Annotated in this window: 15 protein-coding genes; 5 read left to right on the top strand and 10 right to left on the bottom strand. The window is 73.7% G+C overall.

Annotation, left to right across the window (positions count from 1 at the left end):
- Positions 1-65 precede the first annotated feature (65 nt).
- The 3 genes from AC6H2I_RS04245 (at position 66) to AC6H2I_RS04235 (ending at position 2507) form a co-directional block, all read left to right on the top strand.
- Positions 66-1013: a hypothetical protein gene (locus tag AC6H2I_RS04245; RefSeq protein WP_497499329.1), complete on the top strand. Its 948-nt coding sequence runs from the start codon at positions 66-68 to the stop codon at positions 1011-1013.
- Positions 1014-1101: 88 nt separating this feature from the next.
- Positions 1102-2013, top strand: coding sequence for a LysR family transcriptional regulator (locus AC6H2I_RS04240; RefSeq protein WP_497499328.1), 912 nt, complete (start codon positions 1102-1104; stop codon positions 2011-2013).
- A gap of 113 nt (positions 2014-2126) precedes the next feature.
- Entirely contained in the window at positions 2127-2507 is a 381-nt protein-coding gene (locus AC6H2I_RS04235; RefSeq protein ID WP_497499327.1) for a hypothetical protein, read from the top strand.
- 117 nt (positions 2508-2624) lie between these two features.
- On the opposite strand, the gene AC6H2I_RS04230 is transcribed toward AC6H2I_RS04235, so the two are convergent.
- The 7 genes from AC6H2I_RS04230 to AC6H2I_RS04200 form a co-directional block, all read right to left on the bottom strand.
- The gene (locus tag AC6H2I_RS04230; RefSeq protein ID WP_497499326.1) at positions 2625-6335 is read right to left on the bottom strand and encodes a tetratricopeptide repeat protein; all 3711 of its coding nucleotides are present in this window, start codon (positions 6333-6335) and stop codon (positions 2625-2627) included.
- Positions 6336-6419: 84 nt separating this feature from the next.
- The gene (locus AC6H2I_RS04225) at positions 6420-7547 is read right to left on the bottom strand and encodes a sodium ion-translocating decarboxylase subunit beta (RefSeq protein ID WP_497499325.1); all 1128 of its coding nucleotides are present in this window, start codon (positions 7545-7547) and stop codon (positions 6420-6422) included.
- Positions 7548-7557: 10 nt separating this feature from the next.
- Positions 7558-7956, bottom strand: a complete 399-nt coding sequence (locus AC6H2I_RS04220; protein ID WP_497499324.1) for a biotin/lipoyl-containing protein — start codon at positions 7954-7956, stop codon at positions 7558-7560.
- Between the two features lie 9 nt (positions 7957-7965).
- Entirely contained in the window at positions 7966-8334 is a 369-nt protein-coding gene (locus tag AC6H2I_RS04215; RefSeq protein WP_497499323.1) for an OadG family transporter subunit, read from the bottom strand.
- A 7-nt stretch (positions 8335-8341) separates the two neighbouring features.
- On the bottom strand, positions 8342-9895 hold the full coding sequence (locus AC6H2I_RS04210; RefSeq protein ID WP_497499322.1) for an acyl-CoA carboxylase subunit beta: 1554 nt from the start codon (positions 9893-9895) through the stop codon (positions 8342-8344).
- A gap of 199 nt (positions 9896-10094) precedes the next feature.
- Positions 10095-10301 carry a hypothetical protein gene (locus AC6H2I_RS04205; protein ID WP_497499321.1) on the bottom strand — a complete coding sequence of 69 codons (207 nt, stop codon included), beginning with the start codon at positions 10299-10301 and terminating at the stop codon, positions 10095-10097.
- A gap of 116 nt (positions 10302-10417) precedes the next feature.
- The gene (locus AC6H2I_RS04200; protein ID WP_497499320.1) at positions 10418-11152 is read right to left on the bottom strand and encodes a MipA/OmpV family protein; all 735 of its coding nucleotides are present in this window, start codon (positions 11150-11152) and stop codon (positions 10418-10420) included.
- Positions 11153-11355: 203 nt separating this feature from the next.
- On the opposite strand from AC6H2I_RS04200, the gene AC6H2I_RS04195 reads away from it, so the two are divergent.
- On the top strand, positions 11356-11931 hold the full coding sequence (locus AC6H2I_RS04195; RefSeq protein WP_497499319.1) for a TetR/AcrR family transcriptional regulator: 576 nt from the start codon (positions 11356-11358) through the stop codon (positions 11929-11931).
- Between the two features lie 45 nt (positions 11932-11976).
- Here the strand turns inward: AC6H2I_RS04195 and AC6H2I_RS04190 are convergent, their stop codons facing one another.
- The 3 genes from AC6H2I_RS04190 to AC6H2I_RS04180 all read right to left on the bottom strand — a co-directional run bounded on the left by AC6H2I_RS04190 (position 11977) and on the right by AC6H2I_RS04180 (position 16437).
- Positions 11977-12810 (bottom strand): MlaA family lipoprotein, encoded by an 834-nt coding sequence (locus tag AC6H2I_RS04190; protein WP_497499318.1) that lies wholly within the window; start codon positions 12808-12810, stop codon positions 11977-11979.
- Positions 12811-12926: 116 nt separating this feature from the next.
- Entirely contained in the window at positions 12927-14219 is a 1293-nt protein-coding gene (locus tag AC6H2I_RS04185; RefSeq protein WP_497499317.1) for a pentapeptide repeat-containing protein, read from the bottom strand.
- Positions 14220-14307: 88 nt separating this feature from the next.
- Positions 14308-16437, bottom strand: coding sequence for a hybrid sensor histidine kinase/response regulator (locus AC6H2I_RS04180; RefSeq protein WP_497499316.1), 2130 nt, complete (start codon positions 16435-16437; stop codon positions 14308-14310).
- A gap of 415 nt (positions 16438-16852) precedes the next feature.
- Here AC6H2I_RS04180 and glgX point away from each other — a divergent pair, with 415 nt between their 5' ends.
- Positions 16853-19174 carry a glycogen debranching protein GlgX gene (gene glgX / locus AC6H2I_RS04175; protein WP_497499315.1) on the top strand — a complete coding sequence of 774 codons (2322 nt, stop codon included), beginning with the start codon at positions 16853-16855 and terminating at the stop codon, positions 19172-19174.
- Positions 19175-19261 lie beyond the last annotated feature (87 nt).

Genomic DNA, 19261 nt, shown 5'->3' with positions numbered 1-19261 from the left:
TGTCCATCTCTTGCTGCGACATGGTCTCCAGCGGGGAGGCCGGAACACCGATGCGGGCATCGACCATGAAAGCAGCGATCATCAGGACCTTCGGCGACGGGCCGGAGGTCGGCGCGTTCCGGGAGCCGGACGCCGAAGCCGGCACCGACGACGTCGTGGTGTCCGTCGGCGCGGCGCCGTTGAGCCCGATCGTCAAGGGGCTCGCCGCGGGCACCCACTACGCGAGCGGCGCCACCGCCGGATTCGTCCCCGGCGTCGACGGCGTCGGCACGACCCCGGACGGGCACCGGGTCTATTTCCTGTTCCCCAAGGCGCCGTTCGGCTCGATGGCGCAGAGATCCCTCGTGGCGCGCGGCATGACCGTGCCGGTTCCCGACGCCCTGGCCGACGACCAGGCCGCCGCCATCGCGACGGCCGGCCTCGCCTCGTGGGTCGCGCTGTCGCGCCGCGCGCCGCTCAGCGGCGGCGAGACGGTGTTGGTCAACGGGGCGACGGGCGCGGCCGGGCGGATGGCCGTGCACGTCGCCCGCCATTTCGGCGCCGCCCGGGTGGTCGCGGTGGGGCGCAGCCGCGCCAAGCTCGACACCCTCGACGCGGAGGTGCGGATCGCCCTGGACGGTGACGCCGACGACGCCCTGCGCGCCGCCTTCGACTGCGGCGTGGACGTGGTGCTGGACTTCGTCTGGGGCGAACCGGCCAGCCGCATCTTGGCCGCGGCGACCGGCCGGCCCGGGACTCGGACCGGGGCGCCGCGCCTGCGCTACGTCCAGCTCGGCACCGCAGCGGGCGACGTGATCCCGCTGCGCGGCGACACGCTGCGCGGGTCCGGGCTGGAACTGCTGGGCAGCGGCATCGGCAGCGCGTCGGTCGCGGAGCTGCTGGCGGGCGCCGGCGACCTGCTGGCCGCCGCCCCGGCCGCCGGCTTCGCACCCCCCTTCGCCAGCGTGCCGCTCGACCGGGTGGCGGAGGCGTGGACCGGCGACCCCGACACCCGCTTCGTCATCCGCCCCTGAGACGGCGTGCCGCCGGGCGCCGCCGCGGCTTGCCCTTCCCGCGCCACGCCCGGCGGGCCTACCATGGCCGGTCGGACGGGGGAGCGGGATGGCGTTGCTGGAGAACATGCGCGTGTTCGTGCGCGTGGTGGAGTTGGGAAGCCTGTCGGCGGCGGGGCGGAACCTGCGCATGTCGCCGGCCGTGGTCAGCCACCGCATCCAGCAGCTGGAGGAGCACCTGGGGGTGCGCCTGCTCAACCGCACCACCCGGCGCGTCCAGTCCACCGAGGCGGGCGTCGTCTTCTACGACAGCTGCCTGGAGGTGCTGGACGCGGTGGAGCGGGCGACCAGCGGGGTGGCCGGGGAGGCCGCCCTGCCCACCGGCACCCTGCGGGTGACGGCGCCGCTGGGCTTCGGCCGGCGCGTGCTCGCCCCCCTGGTGCCGGAGTTCCGCGCCGCCTTCCCCAGCGTGGAGGTGCGGCTGCGCCTGTCCGACCACCTGCTGGACCTGCTGCGGGAGGCCGCCGACGTGGCCATCCGCATGGCCGTGCTGAAGGACAGCAGCCTGGTGGTGCGCCGCATCGCCGACCTGCGCCGGGTTCTCTGCGCCGCCCCGTCCTACCTCGACGCCCGCGGCCGGCCGCAGCGGCCGGAGGACCTGCTGGACCACGCCTGCCTGCAGCTCCGCTTTCCCGGCTCCCAGCAGTACCGCTGGACCCTGCAGAGCGGCGACGGGCCGATGACCCTGGCGGTGGCCGGCCCGCTCGACGCCGATGATGGCGACGTGCTGACCGCCTGGGCGCTGGCCGGCCAGGGCATCGCGCTCAAGCCGGTGTGGGAGGTCGCGGAGCATCTGCGCAGCGGCGCCTTGGAGGTGGTCCTGCCCGATCTCCCGCCCGAGCCGGTGACCCTGGCCGTGCTGTACCCCCACCGCAGCCTGCTGCCGGCCAAGGTGCGCGTGTTCGCCGACTTCATGGTGGAGCGCACGCGGGCGGTGCTGGACGCCGACGCCGTGGTGTGACGTGGCATTGACGCCGCACGAGGCGTTCACATGTATATGTGAGCCATGGAGGCGCGACCGCCCCATGACGTCGAGAACCAAGCCGTGGCCTTCGCCAAGCTCTGGCGGCAGTCGTGAAGCGGTGCACCGTCATCATTCCAGATGCGGGGCCGTTCAACAGCCTCTGGGTGGCCGACCGGTTGGAACTGCTTCTGGCGCTCGACATGCGGCTGATCGTGATCGATGCGGTCTACGACGAGTTGACCAGCGACCCGTCCTATCCCAAGGATCCGGCCGTGATCGGCGCTCAGGGGACTCACGCGTCTTCACCGACCTGCCGGACAGCGTCGATGAGCCCGCAGCCATCGGCAGCACTTGGCAGCCCTCTGTACCGTAGCCTTCGCTCTACCAGCACCGACAAGAGGACGCCCCGCGGCGGCGCTCGTCACCAATGCTCGCTCACAGAGCCGAAAGAAATGCGGCCGCCGCGGGAAGGCGGCGACCGCAGGTCGTGATGACGCCCCCGGCCTGAGCCGATCGATTGCGCCGGGGTCGACAACCCAAGGATTCCCAGGCTACCCGGTGACACCGGGAAGCGGCACCCCGCATCAGCGCAAAACACTTTTTCGTTTTTACGAACAATCATCCGTCACGCGGATCATCGTCAGCGCTGACGACACCCGGGCGGGGAGATCGGCCATGCCCTCCGCGGCGGCCGGTGCGAACAGGCGCATCGCCGGATACCAGGGGCGCACGGCCGCGCCCAGCGCCGTCCACTCGCCCCGCGCCCCCACCCGCCACACCGGCACGCCGAGCGCACCGGCCATCTCGGCCACCGAGGTTCCCGCCGACACCACCAGATCCAGCGCCGCGGTCAGCGCCGCCGCCCCGTCCAGGTCGGTCATCAGGTCGAGGCCTTCGACCCGCTGCGGTGCGACCCCGAACCGCTCCCGGAAGGCGGCGATCTCGGCGGCGCAGTCGTCGTATTGCAGCACCACCACGCGCACCCCCGGCGTGGCGACCAGCGGCGCCCAATCGTCAAGACGGGTGTAACCGCGGTCGCGGTCGCGTCCGCGCAGACGGCTGCGCCAGCACAGGCCGACCGCCAGACCCGGCCCCAGGCCGGCGCGCAGCCCCGCCACCCGGCCGGGGTCCGCGCGCAGCCAGCTGCCGGGCCCGACCGGGAAGTCGGCCAGGGACCGGCGCAGGTGCAGGGGAAGCGACCCCGCGGCCACGTGCACGTCGAAATCGTCGGGGTCGTCGCTCGCCGCGCGCACCGTGGCGTCGGGGAAGGAGCGCTGGAACAGGGGCACCAGGCGCGGGTCGCATTCGACGATCACCCGGCCGGCCCGGGCGATGAGGTCGCCGTAGCACGACGCGTGCATCAGCTCGTCCCCGACGCCCTGCTCGCGCCACACCAGCACCGTCCGGCCGGTGAGATCGCCGCCGTCCCAGGCGGGGCGCCGGAAGCGGCGGTCGGGGTGGGCCTGGCCGGCGGCGAAGCGGGCCTCCAGCCCGCTCCAGCCCTCCACCAGCGCGCCGCGCGCCAGGGCGGCGTAGCCCCGGTTGAAGCGGGCCAGCGCCAGCGCCGGGTCGGCCTCGACGGCGCGCCGGTACGCGGCGTCGGCGGCGTCGGGGCGGCCCAGGGCGTGCAGGGCGTTGGCGTGGTTGTAGTGCCAGTCGCCGCGCCCCGGCGTCACCGCCAGCGCCCGTGCCCACGCCCGGGCGGCGGCGGCCGGCCGCTCCTGGCGCGCCCGCAGCTCGGCCAGCCCCGCCCAGCCCGTCGTGGCCCCCGGTGCGCCCAGCACCAGGCGCCACCACGCCCGCCCGGCCGCGTCCCCCTGCCCCGCCGCCTCCAGAGCCAGGGCGAGGTTGGCGAGCGTGCCGGCATCCTCGCGCAGCGCCACCGCCCGGCGCTGGGCCTCCACCGCCTCGCCGGCCCGGCCCAGCGCCGCCAGGGCAAGGCCGAGGTTGCCGTACGCCTCGGCGTAGCCCGGCCGCAGGCGCAGGGCGTGCGTCGCACATACGGACGCCGCGGTGGCGTCGTCCCCCAGGGCGGCGTGGGCCAGACTGTTCCACGCCTCCGCCAGGTCGGGGGCGAGCGCCAGCGCGCGCCGCAACGCCGTCCGCGCCGCGGCGCCGTGGCCGCGCGCGTGCAACGCCAGCGCGTGGTTGGCGTGCAGCGCCGGCCAGTCCGGCGCGCGGTCCAGGGCCGCCGCCAGATCGGCGGCGGCCGCGTCGGCCCGCCCCAGGGCCAGCCGCACGACCCCGCGGGAGCCGCGCAACGCCGGGTCCTGGGACGCGTACGCCAGCGCCGCCCCGTACGCCTCTTCCGCCTCGGCCAGCGCCCCCAGCGCCTGCAACGCCTCGGCGTGGGCGCGGTGACGGTCGGCGGAACCGCCGCCGCCGGCGATGGCCCGGGCGATCAGGTGGGCGCCGATGTCGGGACGGCCATTGCCCGCGGCCAGCCGGCCGTACCCGAAGAGCGCGCCGGGGTGGGCCTCGTCGGCGGCCAGGACGCGCTGGTAGAGCCGCTCCGCCTCCGCGCCGCGGCCCGCCGCCTGCTCGCGGTCGGCCGCGGCGACCACCGCGTCGAGGGACGGGCCGGCGGCCGCCGCCCGCGGCGCGGGACGGGCCGCCGGACTCGGGCGCAGGCGCGCCAGCTCGGCGGCCATGGCGGCCAGCACGCCGGACAGCCCCTCCGGCCCGCGGGGCCGCCACAGCCGCATGGCCGGGAACCAGGGGCGGCACCCCGTCCCCTGGGCGGTCCAGTCGGCCCCGCCGCTGAACCGCCACACCGGCACGCCCAGCGCCCCGGCCATTTCGCCCACCGAGGATTGCACGGTGATCACCAAGTCCAGGTTGGTGGTCAGGGCGGCGGCGGCCTCCAGGTCCTGCTTCAGGTCGGTGTCGGCCCAGCGGTGCAGGCGGACGCCGAAGGCCGCCTCCGCCGGGGCGACCTCGTCCTCCCGGGCGTCGTATTGCAGGTTGACGTACACCACGCCGGGCACCGCCCACAGCGGCGCCCACTGGTCGGGCGTGGTGTAATAGGTCTTGCGTTCGCCATGGGTGCGCTGGCTGCGCCAGCACACGCCGACCCGCACGCCCGACCCCAGGGCGGCGAGGCGGTCGCGCCACAGCGCCACCCGCGCCGGGTCGGCGACGAGATAGCCGGGGCGCGGCGGAAACTCGGCCAGGGTCCGGCGGAACACCCGCGGCAGGGAGGCCATGGGGACGTGGAGGTCGGCGTCGGCGGGACCCACGGCCTCGCGCCCCGCGGCGTCCAGCGTCGGCGCCCGCACCGTCGCGGCGGGAAAGGACCGGGCGAACAGCCCGACCAGGCGGCGGTCGACCTCCAGCACCACATGGCCGGCGTGGCCGACCAGGTCCGGCAGGCAGGTGCCATAGAGCAGCTCGTCGCCGATGCCCTGTTCGCGCCACACCAGGATGCGCCGCCCCGCCGGGTTCTCGCCGTGCCAGCGCGGCACCCCGGGTTCCCGCCCGGCCAGCACACCGCCGGGGTCGAAGCGCGACTCGTACAGCTCCCGCCCCTCGGGCAGGGCGCCGCGGCCGATCAGCAGCAGCGCCAGGTTCCAGCGCGCCAGCGCATGGCCGGGGGCCGCCTCCAGGGCGGCGCGGAAGCTCGCCTCGGCCGCCGCGGGGCGACCCAGGGCCAGCAGGGCGAGGCCCAGGTTGACCCGCCCCTCCCCGTCCCGGGGGTCGACGCGGACGGCCCGGTGCAGCCAGGGTTCGGCCGCGGCCGGGCGGCCGGCCTCCTTCAGCAGCACGCCCAGCGTGCCCAGCGCTGCGGCGGCGCCGGGGTCGAGCGCCACCGCGCAGCGCGCCGCCGTCTCGGCGGCGTCCATGCGATCGGCGTCGCGCAGCACCGTGGCCAGGTTCAGGACGGCCTCGGCGTAGCCCGGATGCAGCGCCAGGGCGCGGCGGTAGTGCGCCTCCGCGGCGTCGAGCCGGCCCTGGTCGTGCAAGGCGCTGCCCAAGCTGTTGTGCGCCTCCGGGTAGGCCTCGCGGCGGTCCAGGGCGCGGCGGTAGGCGGCCTCGGCCTCGGCGGCCCGGCCGAGGGCGTGCAGCACCAGCCCGTGGTTGGCGTGGACCTCGGCGCGGCCGGCGTCGCGCGCCAGGGACCGGGCGATCAGGTCCAGCGCGGCGGCGTGGTGGCCGTGCTGGTGGGCCAGCACGCCCAGGAGGTGGAGCGCGTCGGGGTGGTGCGGATCCTCGTCCAGCACCGCGCGGTACAGGCGTTCCGCCTCCGGTCCGTCGCCGGCGCGGTGGCGGGCGACGGCGCGGGCCAGGACCTCAGCCGTACGCGTGCTGCGCTCCACCATGCCCCCGCCCATCCGTTCACCCGCCGTCGCGCGGCCCATGGTCGGGCGGCCGGACGCGGAAGGCAAGGGAAAGGCCGGCGTCCCTCAGCCGAGCATGGCGATGAAGTAGCCGGCCACCACCGCGGTGCCGATCACCCCGGCCACGTTGGGGCCCATGGCGTGCATCAGCAGGAAGTTGGCGGGGTCGGCGCGCTGCCCCTCGACCTGGGCAACGCGGGCGGCCATGGGCACGGCCGAGACGCCGGCGGCGCCGATCAGCGGGTTGATCTTCTCGCGCGACAGCAGGTTCATGCCCTTGGCCATCAGCACCCCGGTGGCGGTCGACACGCCGAAGGCGACGATGCCCAGCGCCAGGATGGCCAGGGTCTCGGGGTTGAGGAACCGCTCCCCGGTCATGGTGATGCCGACGCTGGTGCCGAGGAAGATGGTGACGGCGTTGATGATCTCGTTCTGGGCCGCCTTGGACAGGCGCTCGGCCACCGCGCATTCGCGCAGCAGGTTGCCCAGCATCAGCATGCCGATCAGCGCCGATGCCGCGGGCACCAGCAGAATGCACGCGACCGTGACGACGAAGGCGAAGATCACCTTCTCCAGCCGGCTCACCGGGCGCAGGGAGCGCATGCGGATGCGCCGCTCGTCGGGGGTGGTGAGGGCGCGCATGATCGGCGGCTGGATCAGCGGCACCAGCGCCATGTAGGAGTAGGCGGCCACCGCGATGGGGGCCAGCAGCTCCGGCGCCAGCTTGTTGGCGAGGAAGATCGAGGTCGGCCCGTCGGCACCGCCGATGATGCCGATGGACGAGGCCTGGTGGGCGGTGAAGCCCAAGCCCACCGCGCCGACATAGGTGGCGAAGACGCCGAACTGGGCCGCCGCCCCCAGCAGCAGGGTGCGCGGGTTGGCGATCAGCGGACCGAAATCGGTCAGCGCGCCGACGCCCAGGAAGATGATGGGCGGGAACAGCTCCAGATGGATGCCCTGGGAGATGTAATGGTAGAGGCCGCCCGGCGTCTCCCCCACGGGCAGGTTGACCAGCCCCTCGGTCGGCAGGTTGGCGAGCAGCGCGCCGAAGGCGATGGGCACCAGCAGCAGCGGCTCGAAATTGCGCCAGATCGCCAGGTACAGCAGCCCGGCGACGACCCCCCACATGACGACCATCTTCCAGGTCAGGTGCGGCAGCGCCGTCAGCGCCCAGAGTTCGGACAAGGCTTCCACCGCACCCCCCTTACGCCAGCGTCAGGAGGATCTGGCCCTCCTGAACCGTCGCCCCGGCGGCCACCGCCACCGACGCCACCGTCCCGGCGCGCGGCGCCGAGACCGAGGTCTGCATCTTCATGGCCTCGAGGGTCAGCAGCGGCTGGCCCGACTCGACCCGCTGGCCCACCGCGGCGGCGACCGCCACGATGGTGCCGGCCAGCGGACTGACCACGTCGCCGGGGGCGGCGGGGGGCGCCGCGCCATGCGCGCTGGCCGCGGCCGGGGCGGCGACCGGGGCGGCCGGCGCCGCCACGACGGCCGCCGGCGGACCGGCGGGTGGCGCGGTGGGGGTGGATGCGGCGGGCTCCAGCTCCTCGACCGTCACCTCGTAGGCGGTGCCCTCGACCGTGATGCGCAAGCGTCTCATGACAGGTCCTCAGCGTGTCGTGTCCGGGGCGGGGTGGTTCCAGCCCCAGCGCACCCGGTGACCGGCGAACTGCTCGATGCGTCCGTGCCGGGCCCAGGCCGTGGATTGGTGGGCGGCGGCGTGGACGCGCACCACGCGCCCCCGCCCGCCGGTGATCTCGGCCACCGCCGCGGCGATCGCCACGAGGTGGTGGGGCGGCACCGCCGGCGCCCCGGCGGTGGGCAGAGCCGGGGCCGGCGCCGGCCCGGCCGGCGCCCTGGCGGCGCGGGCGGCGTGGGCCACGAAGGCGCGGCCGATCAGCGCCAGCACCGCCCACAGCAGCGCCAGCACGGTCATCACCGTGCCGAAGCCCGAAAGGATGAAGACGAGATGCTCCATGGCGGGCCTACAGCGGGATGTTGCCGTGTTTCTTCGGCGGCCGGGTCTCGCGCTTGGACAGCAGCGTGCGCAGGGCCAGCGACACCGCCGCCCGGGTGCGGCGCGGCTCGATCACGTCGTGCACGAACAGCTTCCCGGCGGACAGGTAGGGCGAGGCGAACTCCTGCCGGTAGGCCTGGGCCAGCTCGGCCGCCCGGGCGGCGCGGTCCTCCGCCTGCTCCAGCTCGTGGCGGTAGAGGATGTTGACCGCCCCTTCCGCGCCCATCACCGCGATCTCCGCGGTCGGCCAGGCGAGCACCAGGTCGGCCCCCATGTCGCGCGAGCACATGGCGAGGAACGCCCCGCCATAGGCCTTGCGCATGATCACCGTGATCTTCGGCACCGTGGCCGAGCCGTAGGCGAACAGCATCTTGGCGCCGTGGCGGATGATGCCGTGGCGCTCCTGGAACACGCCGGGCAGGAAGCCCGGCACGTCGACCAGGGTCAGCAGGGGGATGGAGAAGACGTTGCACACGCGGATGAAGCGGGCCGCCTTGTCGGCGGCGTCGATGTCCAGCGCCCCGGCCTTGACGTTGGGCTGGTTGGCGACGACGCCCACCACCATGCCGTCGATCCGCCCGAAGCCGACGACGATGTTGCCGGCGAAGGCGGCCTGCACCTCCAGGAACCGGCCGTCGTCGAGCAGCCGGGCGATCACCTGGTGCACGTCGAAGGCGGCGTTGGCGGCCTCCGGGATCAGCTGCTCCAGGACGGGGTCGTCGGCGAGCGTGAGCTCGGCCGCCAGGCGGTGCGGCGGCTCGTCCATGTTGTTGGAGGGCAGGTACGACAGCAGGTCGCGCACCAGGGCGGCGGCGTGGTCGTCGTCCTCGGCCACGAAATGGATGTTGCCGGAGATCGCGGCGTGCGCGTCGGCGCTGCCGATCTCCTCCATGGTGGTGGTCTGGCCGGTGGCCGCCTTGATGACCTGGGGCCCGCAGATGAACATGCTGGCGCCGCGCCGGGTCATGATGAGGAAGTCCATCAGCGCCGGGCTGTAGGCGGCCCCGCCGGCGCAGGTCCCGCAGATCACCGCGACCTGGGGCACGACGCCCGACAGGAGGACGTTGCGATTGAACACCTGGCCGTAGCCGGACAGGCTCTCGACGCCCTCCTGGATGCGCGCACCGCCGCTGTCGTTGAAGCCCACCAGCGGCACGCCGGCACGCCCGGCGTGGTCCATCACGTCGCAGATCTTCTGGGCGTGCATGCGCCCCAGCGACCCGCCGGCCACCAGGAAGTCCTGGGAGAAGGCGGCGATCGGCCGGCCGTCGACGAAGCCGGTGCCGACGACCACGCCGTCGCCCGGCAGCGTCTTGTCCTCCATCCCGAACTGCCGGGTGGCATGGAGCACGTGGCGCCCGAATTCCTGGAAGGTGCCGGGCTGGAACAGCCGGTCGAGGCGTTCGCGCGCCGTCAGCAGGCCCTTGGCGTGCCGCTGCGCGATCTTGTCTTCGCTGGCCGAGGCGGCGCTGCGCTCGCGACGCGCGGCGAGTTCGGTGAGCAGGTCCGGTCGGATCGCCATGGGAGTCCGGTCATCGGGAAGGGAACGGGATGCCGGGGCGTGCACCGTGCGAACGGGCGCCCCCGCGGGGTGGGACGACGCCGACCCTAGACCGCCGCCCGGGGCGGCACCGTGATTTGGATCAAAAGGATAGGCCGGACGGCCCGGTGCGGCGGCGGACCGCACCCCCTGCCCGGCGGCGACGCCGACCCGGCGTGGCCTAGGCGCCGTCCAGCACGGACAGGGTCGCCGCCAGGATCATCAGGAGCACCCCGGCGCCGGCGAGGCAGGCGGCGGCGAGGACGGGGCGGTCCCAGGGGGGCGGGCCGGCCTCCTCCCGGCCGCCGTCGGGGGCCGGGCAGCGGGCGGGGCAACGGGCGCGGCCGGCGTCCGCCCCCGGCGGGTCGCCGTGACACGTACGGTCCATCGGGGTCAGCTCGAACCGGGGTTCCCAAGGGGCCTGGTGCGGCCCATCGTGCGGCGGAGGAGGGGGCGGCCTGGCCGCCGCCATCCGGCGCGCGTCCGGGCCGCCACGGGCGGGCGCTAGAAGGTGTAGGTCAGGCCGACGACCGCCATCGTCTGGGTCTGCCGTTTCACCAGGGGGCTGTCGGCCGCATCGCCGAGCAAACGGGACACGCCGACAGAACCGACCGCGCGGATGCTGTCGGTGAGCCGGTAGGTGGCGCCGAGGCGCAGGGAGACATCCCTGAAGCCGCTCTCGGGATCGTGGCGCGCGAGGGCCGAGGCGGCGGCCTCGGTCGCGGTGATCCCGAAATAGCTGTCCATGGAGCGCCCGTTCGCCCAGGCGGCACCCAGGATCGGCGTGATGGTCAACCGCTCGGTGGCATGAATGGGATAGGCAAGACCGGCGTTGACGACCAGGCCACGGTCGGTGTCGGTCACGGCCTGGGTGGCCGCGAGGGTGGCGACCGTTCCTGCGAATCGCGCGGTGACGAAGATGCGGGCACCCAGGGCGGAATCCACCCCCTCGATGCCGGCGGGCACGTCGTCCTCGTCGTAGCCCTGGACCCAGGTGACGCTTGCTCCCGCCGTGAACCGGGAGGTCCGGAGGAGGTTGACGCCGATGCCTTCGCCGACCTTGGCGAAGAACCGTCCGACCTGCACGTCGACCAGCGGCACCGGCTGGACCGTGCTCTCGTCGGAGCCCTGGAACCGCGGCACCACCGCGATCCCCGCGCCCAGCGTCCAATGGTCCTGGCGTTCCCGCCCGGGCGTGGCGACACCGAGGTCCGCCGTGCCGGTAGGCTCCACGGCCACGTCCGATCCCGCCATCGCGGGCACCGCACCGCCGATACACGCCGCGGCCACGACGAGCCACGCCCCTGTGGCGGACGGTCGCCGCAGCGCAAACACCGTCGTCATTCCTTCACCCCGTGAGTAAGATGCATTAATGTATCTCCTATCAGCCGCACGGGTGCCGGTCAAGATGCATTGACGCATCTTATTGAAGAGGGAGTCCGATGAAGGGACGGAGGCGGGGCACGGATCTCGAGGAGGCGCTCCTGGAGGCCGCCTGGACGGAGATGACGGAGCGGGGGTACGCCGGGCTGACGATGGAGGCGGTGGCGGCGCGGGCCGGAACGAGCCGGCCGGTGCTCGCCCGGCGGTGGGAGGGGAAGGCGACGCTCGCGATCGCGGCGATCCGCTGGCAGAGGGACCGGCATCCCATGTCCATCGCGGACCATGGAAGCGTTCGCGCTGATTTGCTGGCTTACCTGGAGCGGGCGTCCGCGCGCGCCACCGCCATCGCCGCCGTCTTCACGTTGTTCTCAAGTGAATATTTCCAGGAAACCGCGTCGACCCCGCAGGATCTCCGGGCGGCGTTGCGCGTGGGCGACGAGGAAACCCTGGCGCCGATCCTGAACCGGGCGGTGGAGCGTGGCGAGATCGATCCGGAGAAACTCGGTGCCCCGGTCGCCACGTTGCTGATGGATCTGTTTCGCGGCCATGTGGTGATGACGTTCTCGCCCCCGCCACCGGAGCTGCGGACCGCCTGGGTGGACAAGATCTTCCTGCCGCTCGTCCGGCCCGGCTGATCGGGCGGTACCGGGTCGCCGACGGCCGGGAACGGACCCGGAGCCTCAGGGTCCGTCGGTCGTCGAGTCCGCCCCGGGAGCCGCCATCACGGGACCGATCACCACGGCGCCGGCCGGCCCGCCCGCCCGGCCTTCCTCGACGAGAGCGGCGCGGCGTTGGGCGTGCATGCTGCGCCACGCGGCGTAGGGGTCGAGCGCGTTCCTCTCCACATCGTCGGTGACCTCGAGCAGTCCGGCGCGCTTGTGCACGAGGTCGACCCCGGCGTTGGCCATCAGGACGGTCTGGATCCCCTCGCCGGGCACGAAGCCGAGCGGATTGGCCAGCATGCCGGCCACGCCGCCGGCGACGTCGCGGACGGTCGATGGCCCCAGCAGCGGCACCTGGACGCTCGGTCCCGGACCGAGCCCCCAGACGCCGAAGGTCTGGCCGAAATCGGCGTGGTGGTGCGGCAGGTCCCAATCCGCGGCGACGTCGAACAGACCCGCACCGCCAACCGTCGTGTTGACGACAAACCGCTGGGTGGTGACCCAGGCGCGATCGAAATTGGCCTGCAGCACGTCGTTCACCGCGACTCCGGGCGCCGCGATGTTGCGGCCGAAACTGCCCAGGCTGGTGCGGACACGGCCCGGGACATAGGTCTCGTACGCGCGGGCCACCGGCCGCAGGGCGTTGCGATCGACCCACTGGTTGCCGGCGAAGACGACACGGTTGGCCGGCTCCACGGGATCATTCGCGTCGTCATGGGCGGCGCGCCCCTCGGGATCGGTCGGGACCTGGGCGCAGCCGAGAAGCGCCAGCAGGGCAAGGGCCGCGGCGCCCCGGCGCAGGCTGGCGGGCCCGGGCGCCGGCGCTGCGGCGGTGGAGATCAGCGATGGCATTGGACGCCCCAATAAGATGCGATATTGCATCCTATCGGACCGACCGCGCCGCGGTCAAGATGCTCCAACGCATCTTATTGGGGCTGTCCTGTTGAGGCCCTCTTGTCGGATGGCGCCTACAGCTTCAGCCCGGCCACGCCGTCCAGGACGACGCCGTCGAGGGCGCGGCGCTCCAGCTTGGCGCCGAACAGCTTGGCGTGGCTGAGGTCGGCCCGGGCGAGGTCGCAGTCCAGCAGGTTGGCGTAGGACAGGTCGGCGCCGGCCAGGGTGACGTCGCGCAGGCAGGCGCCCCGGAAGTCGGCGTAGCGCAGCTTGGCCCCGGACAGGTCGGTGCGCATCGACCGCTTCTCGTCGAACACCAGGGGGCGCAGGTTGGCGGTGCGCAGGTCGGCGTTGTTGATGCGCGCGCCCTTCAGGTTGGTACCGCGCAGGTCGGCCCCGGTCAGCTTGGCGACCCGCAGGTCGGCGCCGTCCAGGGCCGCCGCCTGGAGCTGGACGTTGGTGAGGTCGAGGCCGTAGAAGGTGGCGCGCGACGCCCGCAGCATGGTCAGGCAGGCGTGGGCGAGCGACGGTGCGTGGCGCAGGTCGAACTCCGACAGGTCGAGCGCGACGCCCTGGGCGCCGCCGGTGCCGACCCACAGGATGTGGTCGTGCAGCAGGTCCTCCAGCGGCCGCCCGAATTCGGCGATGACCCGGCCGACCGGCGCGTCGGTCAGGGTGTCCTCCAGCTCCGCGTCGGTGAAGTCGGTCATGGTGAGCGCGGCGCCGGTGAGCACCGCACCGCGCAGGCAGGCGCCCCGCAGGTCGGCGCCCGACAGGTCCGCACCCTCCAGGTTGGAGCCGGAAAAGTTGGCGCCGCGCATGGAGGCCCGCACCAGCTTGCAGCCCTTCATCACCGCGTCGGTGAAGTCGGTGTGGATGGCCATGGCGCCGGACAGCCGGGCGTTGGTGAGGTTGGCGCCGGACAGGTCGGCGCCCGAGGTCTCCGCCGGCTTGCCATTCTCGACCTGCACCAGGCGCAGGCTGCCGTCACGGTCCTTCTCGGCCAGCGACCCGTCGCGCAGGTCGGCCTCGAACAGGTTGGCGCCGACCAGGATCGCGCCGCGCAGACAGGCGCCGCGCAGGTCGGTCTTGATCATGCTGGCGCCTTCCAGGTTCGCCTGGCGCAGGTCGCCGGCGAACATGGCGGCGCAGTCCAGCCGCGCCCCGGCCAGGTTCCCGCCCTTGAGCGAGGCGCCGACCAGGTCGGCGTGGGCGAGGTCGCGCCCGGCCAGGTTCAGGCCCGAGAGGTCGCAGAACGACAGGGTCGCGCGCGCCCCGCCCATGCGGGCGTTGCGGAACATCTCGTGCCGGCGGACGACGGCGTCGAGCTGGGCCTGGTCGATGCGGGTGAGGGGACGCTGTGTCATCGGTGATCGGCTCCGGGTTGCCCCACACTGGCGCCCCTACACTTAAGGATTGGATAATCCGGAAACGGACGCCGCCGGCCCCGCACCCTCAGGCTGCCGCGTCGCGGGTGCTGCGGACGGCGCCGCCGGGCGGGTCGGGGGGCGCCAGGGCGGCCAGGGCGTCGCGCAGCAGGGCCGGGCTGAACGGCTTGTGGAGCAGCCGGCAGCCGGTGGCCACCGCCTCGCGGATGCGCTCGGGCGCGGTGTCGCCGGTGAGGATGATGCCGGGGATCGGCCGGTCGGCGATCTCCCCCACCCGGCGGACCACCTCAACGCCGGTGAGGGCGCCGGGCAGTCGGAAGTCGGTCACGATGGCGTCGGGGAGGCGGGCGCCGGCCTGGCGCACCGCCTGCAGCGCGGCGGCGCCGTCGGCGGCGGCCGTCACCTCGTGGCCCCAGCCCTCCAGCAGCATCTGCATGCCGGCGCGCTGCACCGGATCGTCCTCGACCATCAGGATGCGCCAGGCCACCGCCGGGCCCGCATCCGCCGCCGCCGCCGCCGGCGCCCCGGGGCGTTCGGCCGCGGGGTCCAGGGCGGCCACCGGAACGGTGACGGCGAACACCGAACCATGGCCGGGGCGCGACCGCACATCCACCGTGTGGCCCAGCAGCGCCGCCTTGCGCCGCACCTTGGCCAGGCCGAGGCCGAGGCCGCGGCTGCGGTCGCGCTCCGGATTGCCGAGCTGCACGAAGTCCTCGAAGATGCTGTCGAGATGCTCGGCCGCGATGCCGGAGCCGGTGTCCCACACCTCGATGCGCAGCCACTGGCCGCGTGGCCGGCAGCCGATCAGGATGCTGCCCCTGGCGGTGTAGGCGACGGCGTTGCCCAGCAGGTCGCGCAGCATGCGCGCCAGCAGCGCCGGGTCGCTGCGCACCACCGCGGCGGTGGGATGGACACGCACCTCCAGCCCCTTGGCGGCGGCGGCGCCACGGAAGTGGCCGGCCGCGCTTTCCAGGAGGGGGCCGACGGCCACGGCGTCGATGGTCGGCTTGACCACCCCGGCGTCCAGGGTGGCGACCTCCAGGAGCGCGTGCAGCAGCGTCTCGCCGCTGTCCAGCGCGGCGGCCATCTTGTCGGCGATGGCGCGGTCCCGGGCGTCGGTCAGCCGGGCGTCCAGCAGGTGATGGAACAGGCGCAGGGCCTGGAAGGGCTGTCGCAGATCGTGGTTGGCGGCGGAGAGGAAGCGCGCCTTGGCGTGGTTCGCCCGCTCCTTCTCCGCAAGCGCGGCGGCCAGCTGGGTGTTGAGGGCGCTGAGGTCGGCCGTGCGCTCCTCCACCCGCCGCTCCAGACGCACCTTGGAGTCCGCCAACGCGCCCATCGCGGCCTCTTCGCGGCGCAGGCTGCGCCAGCCCAGGGCCGCCAGCCCGAGCAGCGCCGCCAGGCCGGACCCCGCCACGACGGCGCCGCGCTCCAGCCGGCGGCGCCACGGGACGAGCACGGCGTCGCGGGGTTCCATCACCCCGGCGAACACCGCCATCCCCGCAAGGTCCCGCGTGCCCCGGGGCTCGAACTCGCCGTCGCCCCATCGCGCCGGCCCGTCGCCGACCAGACGCGTGCCGTCGGCGCGATAGAGCCCGGCGCGCTGCCCCGCGCCAGCGCCGCCGCCGCCGCCGCCGCTGCCGAGGGCGTCCAGGACCGCTGCCAGCGCCGCCGCCGGCACCACGCTCAGAACGGCCCCGGCGGGTGCACCGTCGCGCAGGATCGGGCGTGCCAGCGCCAGTGTCCAACGGCCGTCGACACGGGCGGAGACGATGCGCGGCGCCGTTCCGCCTTCCGCTCCGGCGCCGGCCGCCGCCAGATCGGCGGGGCGCAGCACCAGGGACGAGGGACCGAACACCACCCGCCCCTTGCGATCCACCACCGCCAGGGCCCCGGCCGGCGCCTGCACGGCCTCCTGCAGCAGCGCGGCCCCCGCCACCGCGTCCGCCCCGGCGAGGAGTCGGGCGACGCGCTCCACCGTCGTGGCCCCCGGGTCCAACACGCTGGCGACGTGCCCGGCCAGCACCGCCGCCGCACGCGCCGCGTCGCCGCGCGCCCGGTCGATGGTGTCGCGGTAGTCCAGGAAGGTGACAGCGCTCCATGACAGGGCGCCGAGCACCCCCACGGTGGCGACGATGCCGAGAAGCGCCGTGCGGGGTTTCAGCGGCGGCACGAGAGCGCGGACCAGGGAATGGAGCATAGCGTGTGCGATATCGGGCAACGGTGGCTGGGCTGCTGGGCAGGCGGCGGCGAGGCGGAGGCGGAGGCGGACGGAACACCGCGGGCGTCAGGTGTCGGCTCAGGTCGGCACGCCACGGGAAGAAGAAGCGGGCCTGCCGGCCGCCACCGATGCGCCGCGACACAACCGCAATACTGTCACGATATCAACCATCCGACAGGGTAGGTAGCCCCTGTATTTATCCTTTTTTGATGACCGTGATGATATCATGGGCGCGACAGGGGTTTCGACCTGTCTTGACGACTATGACCATCATCATAAAGGCCCTTCGGCGAAGGTGCAGGTCCAGGAAATGTGCGGCGCGGTGGATCGTCGGAACCGCACCGTCGTTGTTGGCTGACACCGTCCGCAGATCCCCCAGCGTCGAGGAGTCCCCGTGAGCGACCGTTCCCGTGTCAGCCGTGGCGCCCACCCCCCCACTCCCCTGCGCCGTTCCCGCGTGCGCGAAGGGCTGCCCTATCCGCTGGGCGCCACCTGGGACGGGCTCGGCGTCAATTTCGCCCTGTTCTCGGCCAACGCGACCAAGGTCGAGCTGTGTCTGTTCGATTCCGAAGGCCGGCGCGAGCTGGAGCGCATCGAGCTGCCGGAGTACACCGACGAGGTGTGGCACGGCTATCTGCCGGACGCCCGGCCCGGCCAGGTCTACGGCTACCGCGTGCACGGACCCTACGACCCCAGGGCCGGCCACCGCTTCAACCCGAACAAGCTGCTGATCGACCCCTACGCCAAGCACCTGATGGGGCCGCTGCGCTGGTCCGACGCGCATTTCGCCTACCGCGTCGGCTCCAACCGCGCCGACCTGTCCTACGACCGCCGCGATTCCGCCCCCGGCATGCCCAAATGCGTGGTCGTCGACCCGGCCTTCACCTGGGGCCACGACCGCTTTCCCTGCACGCCGTGGGAAAACACCGTCCTCTACGAGACCCACGTGCGCGGCTACACGATGATGCACCCGGCGGTGCCGCAGCGGGACCGCGGCACCTTCGCCGGGTTGGCCGCCCAGGAGGTCGTCGACTACGTCCGTTCGCTCGGCGTCACGGCGGTGGAGCTGCTGCCGGTCCATGCCTTCGTCGACGACCGCCACCTTCTGGAAAAGGGGCTGCGCAACTACTGGGGCTACAACACCCTGGCCTTCTTCGCGCCCGATCCCCGCTACCTCGCCAGCGGCAGCGTCGCCGAGCTCAAGGAGATGGTGGCGCGCTACCACGACGCCGGAATCGAGGTGATCCTCGACGTCGTCTACAACCACACCGCCGAAGGCAACGAGCTGGGGCCGACCCTGTCCTTCAAGGGCATCGACAACGCCAGCTACTACCGGCTGGCGCCCGACCCGCGCTACTACATCAACGACACCGGCACCGGGAACACGCTCAACCTCAGCCACCCGCGGGTGCTGCAGATGGTCACCGACAGCCTGCGCTACTGGGTGGAGGAGATGCACGTCGACGGCTTCCGCTTCGACCTCGCCACCATCCTCGGGCGCGAGCCGCACGGTTTCGACCAGGGCGGCGGGTTCCTCCAGTCCTGCCGGCAGGACCCGGTGCTGTCGCGGGCGAAGCTGATCGCCGAGCCCTGGGACTGCGGGCCCGGCGGTTATCAGGTCGGCGGCTTCCCGCCGGGCTGGGCGGAATGGAACGACCGCTACCGCGACACCGTACGCGCCTACTGGAAGGGCGACGAGGGCAAGCTGCCGGAGCTGGCGACGCGCATGACCGCGTCGGCCGACCTGTTCGCCCAGCGGGGCCGCCGGCCGTGGGCCTCGGTCAACTTCGTGACCGCCCACGACGGATTCACGCTGGCCGACCTCGTCGCCTACAACGACAAGCACAACGCGGCCAACGGCGAGGACAACCGCGACGGCCACTCCCACAACCTGTCCTGGAACCACGGCGCCGAAGGGCCGACCGACGACCCCGTCATCAAGGCACTGCGCCTGCAGCAGATGCGCAATCTGCTGGCCACCCTGGTCTTCTCCCAGGGGACGCCGATGCTGCTGGCCGGAGACGAGTTCGCGCGCAGCCAGGGCGGCAACAACAACGCCTATTGCCAGGACAACGCGATCTCGTGGATCGACTGGCAGGCGATCGACCAGGATGGCCGCGCCCTGACCGAGTTCGTGCGCCGCCTGCTGACGCTGCGCCGCAACCATCCCCTGCTGCGGCGCGGCCGTTTCCTGGTCGGCGCCTACAACGCCGAGCTGGACGTCAAGGACGTCACCTGGCTGACACCCGCCGGCGAGGAGAAGGCGACGGAGCAGTGGCAGGACCCGTACGCCCGCTGCCTCGGCATGCTGCTGGACGGCCGCGCCCAGGCCACCGGCATCAAGAAGCCGGCGGCCGACGCGACCCTGTTGCTGATCGTCAACGCCCACCACGAGGTCGTGCCGTTCGTCCTGCCGGAGGTGGCGGGCGGCAGCCGCTGGCTGCGCCTGGTGGACACCGCCGAGCCCGACCGCGTCGAGCTGTCGACCGGACGCGCCGGCGAGGACCTGCCGGTTCCCGCCCGGGCGCTGCTCCTGTTCGAGCTGATCCCCGACCGCCGCGAGACCACGGCGCGCGCCGCCCGCGCGGCCGGCACCGCCGCCTCCCCGGCCGCCTCCCCGGCCGCCTCCCCGGCCACCGTTCCCGCCACCGTTCCCGCCACCGTTCCCGAGGGCGGCCCCGAGGCGAGCCAGGAGGTGGACCCCGAGGCCGGCTGACCCCACCGGCGCCGGCCCGGCCCGCGCGAACCGGGAGGGGCGGAAGGACCCATTTCCGGCGTGAGTCCCCCGCCCCCCTTCTGCTAC

It is taken from the genome of Azospirillum sp. NS33 (genome assembly GCF_059703765.1).
Note: the sequence above shows the minus strand (reverse complement) of the source record. Positions and strands in the feature narration are given on the sequence as shown.

Bases quoted from the DNA above. Each gene is read 5' to 3' on its own strand.
- AC6H2I_RS04245 (WP_497499329.1), top strand. From the start codon at position 66: ATGAAAGCAGCGATCATCAGGACCTTCGGCGACGGGCCGGAGGTCGGC.
- AC6H2I_RS04240 (WP_497499328.1), top strand. From the start codon at position 1,102: ATGGCGTTGCTGGAGAACATGCGCGTGTTCGTGCGCGTGGTGGAGTTG.
- AC6H2I_RS04230 (WP_497499326.1), bottom strand. From the start codon at position 6,335: ATGGTGGAGCGCAGCACGCGTACGGCTGAGGTCCTGGCCCGCGCCGTC.
- AC6H2I_RS04220 (WP_497499324.1), bottom strand. From the start codon at position 7,956: ATGAGACGCTTGCGCATCACGGTCGAGGGCACCGCCTACGAGGTGACG.
- AC6H2I_RS04215 (WP_497499323.1), bottom strand. From the start codon at position 8,334: ATGGAGCATCTCGTCTTCATCCTTTCGGGCTTCGGCACGGTGATGACC.
- AC6H2I_RS04210 (WP_497499322.1), bottom strand. From the start codon at position 9,895: ATGGCGATCCGACCGGACCTGCTCACCGAACTCGCCGCGCGTCGCGAG.
- AC6H2I_RS04205 (WP_497499321.1), bottom strand. From the start codon at position 10,301: ATGGACCGTACGTGTCACGGCGACCCGCCGGGGGCGGACGCCGGCCGC.
- AC6H2I_RS04195 (WP_497499319.1), top strand. From the start codon at position 11,356: ATGAAGGGACGGAGGCGGGGCACGGATCTCGAGGAGGCGCTCCTGGAG.
- AC6H2I_RS04190 (WP_497499318.1), bottom strand. From the start codon at position 12,810: ATGCCATCGCTGATCTCCACCGCCGCAGCGCCGGCGCCCGGGCCCGCC.
- AC6H2I_RS04185 (WP_497499317.1), bottom strand. From the start codon at position 14,219: ATGACACAGCGTCCCCTCACCCGCATCGACCAGGCCCAGCTCGACGCC.
- AC6H2I_RS04180 (WP_497499316.1), bottom strand. From the start codon at position 16,437: ATGCTCCATTCCCTGGTCCGCGCTCTCGTGCCGCCGCTGAAACCCCGC.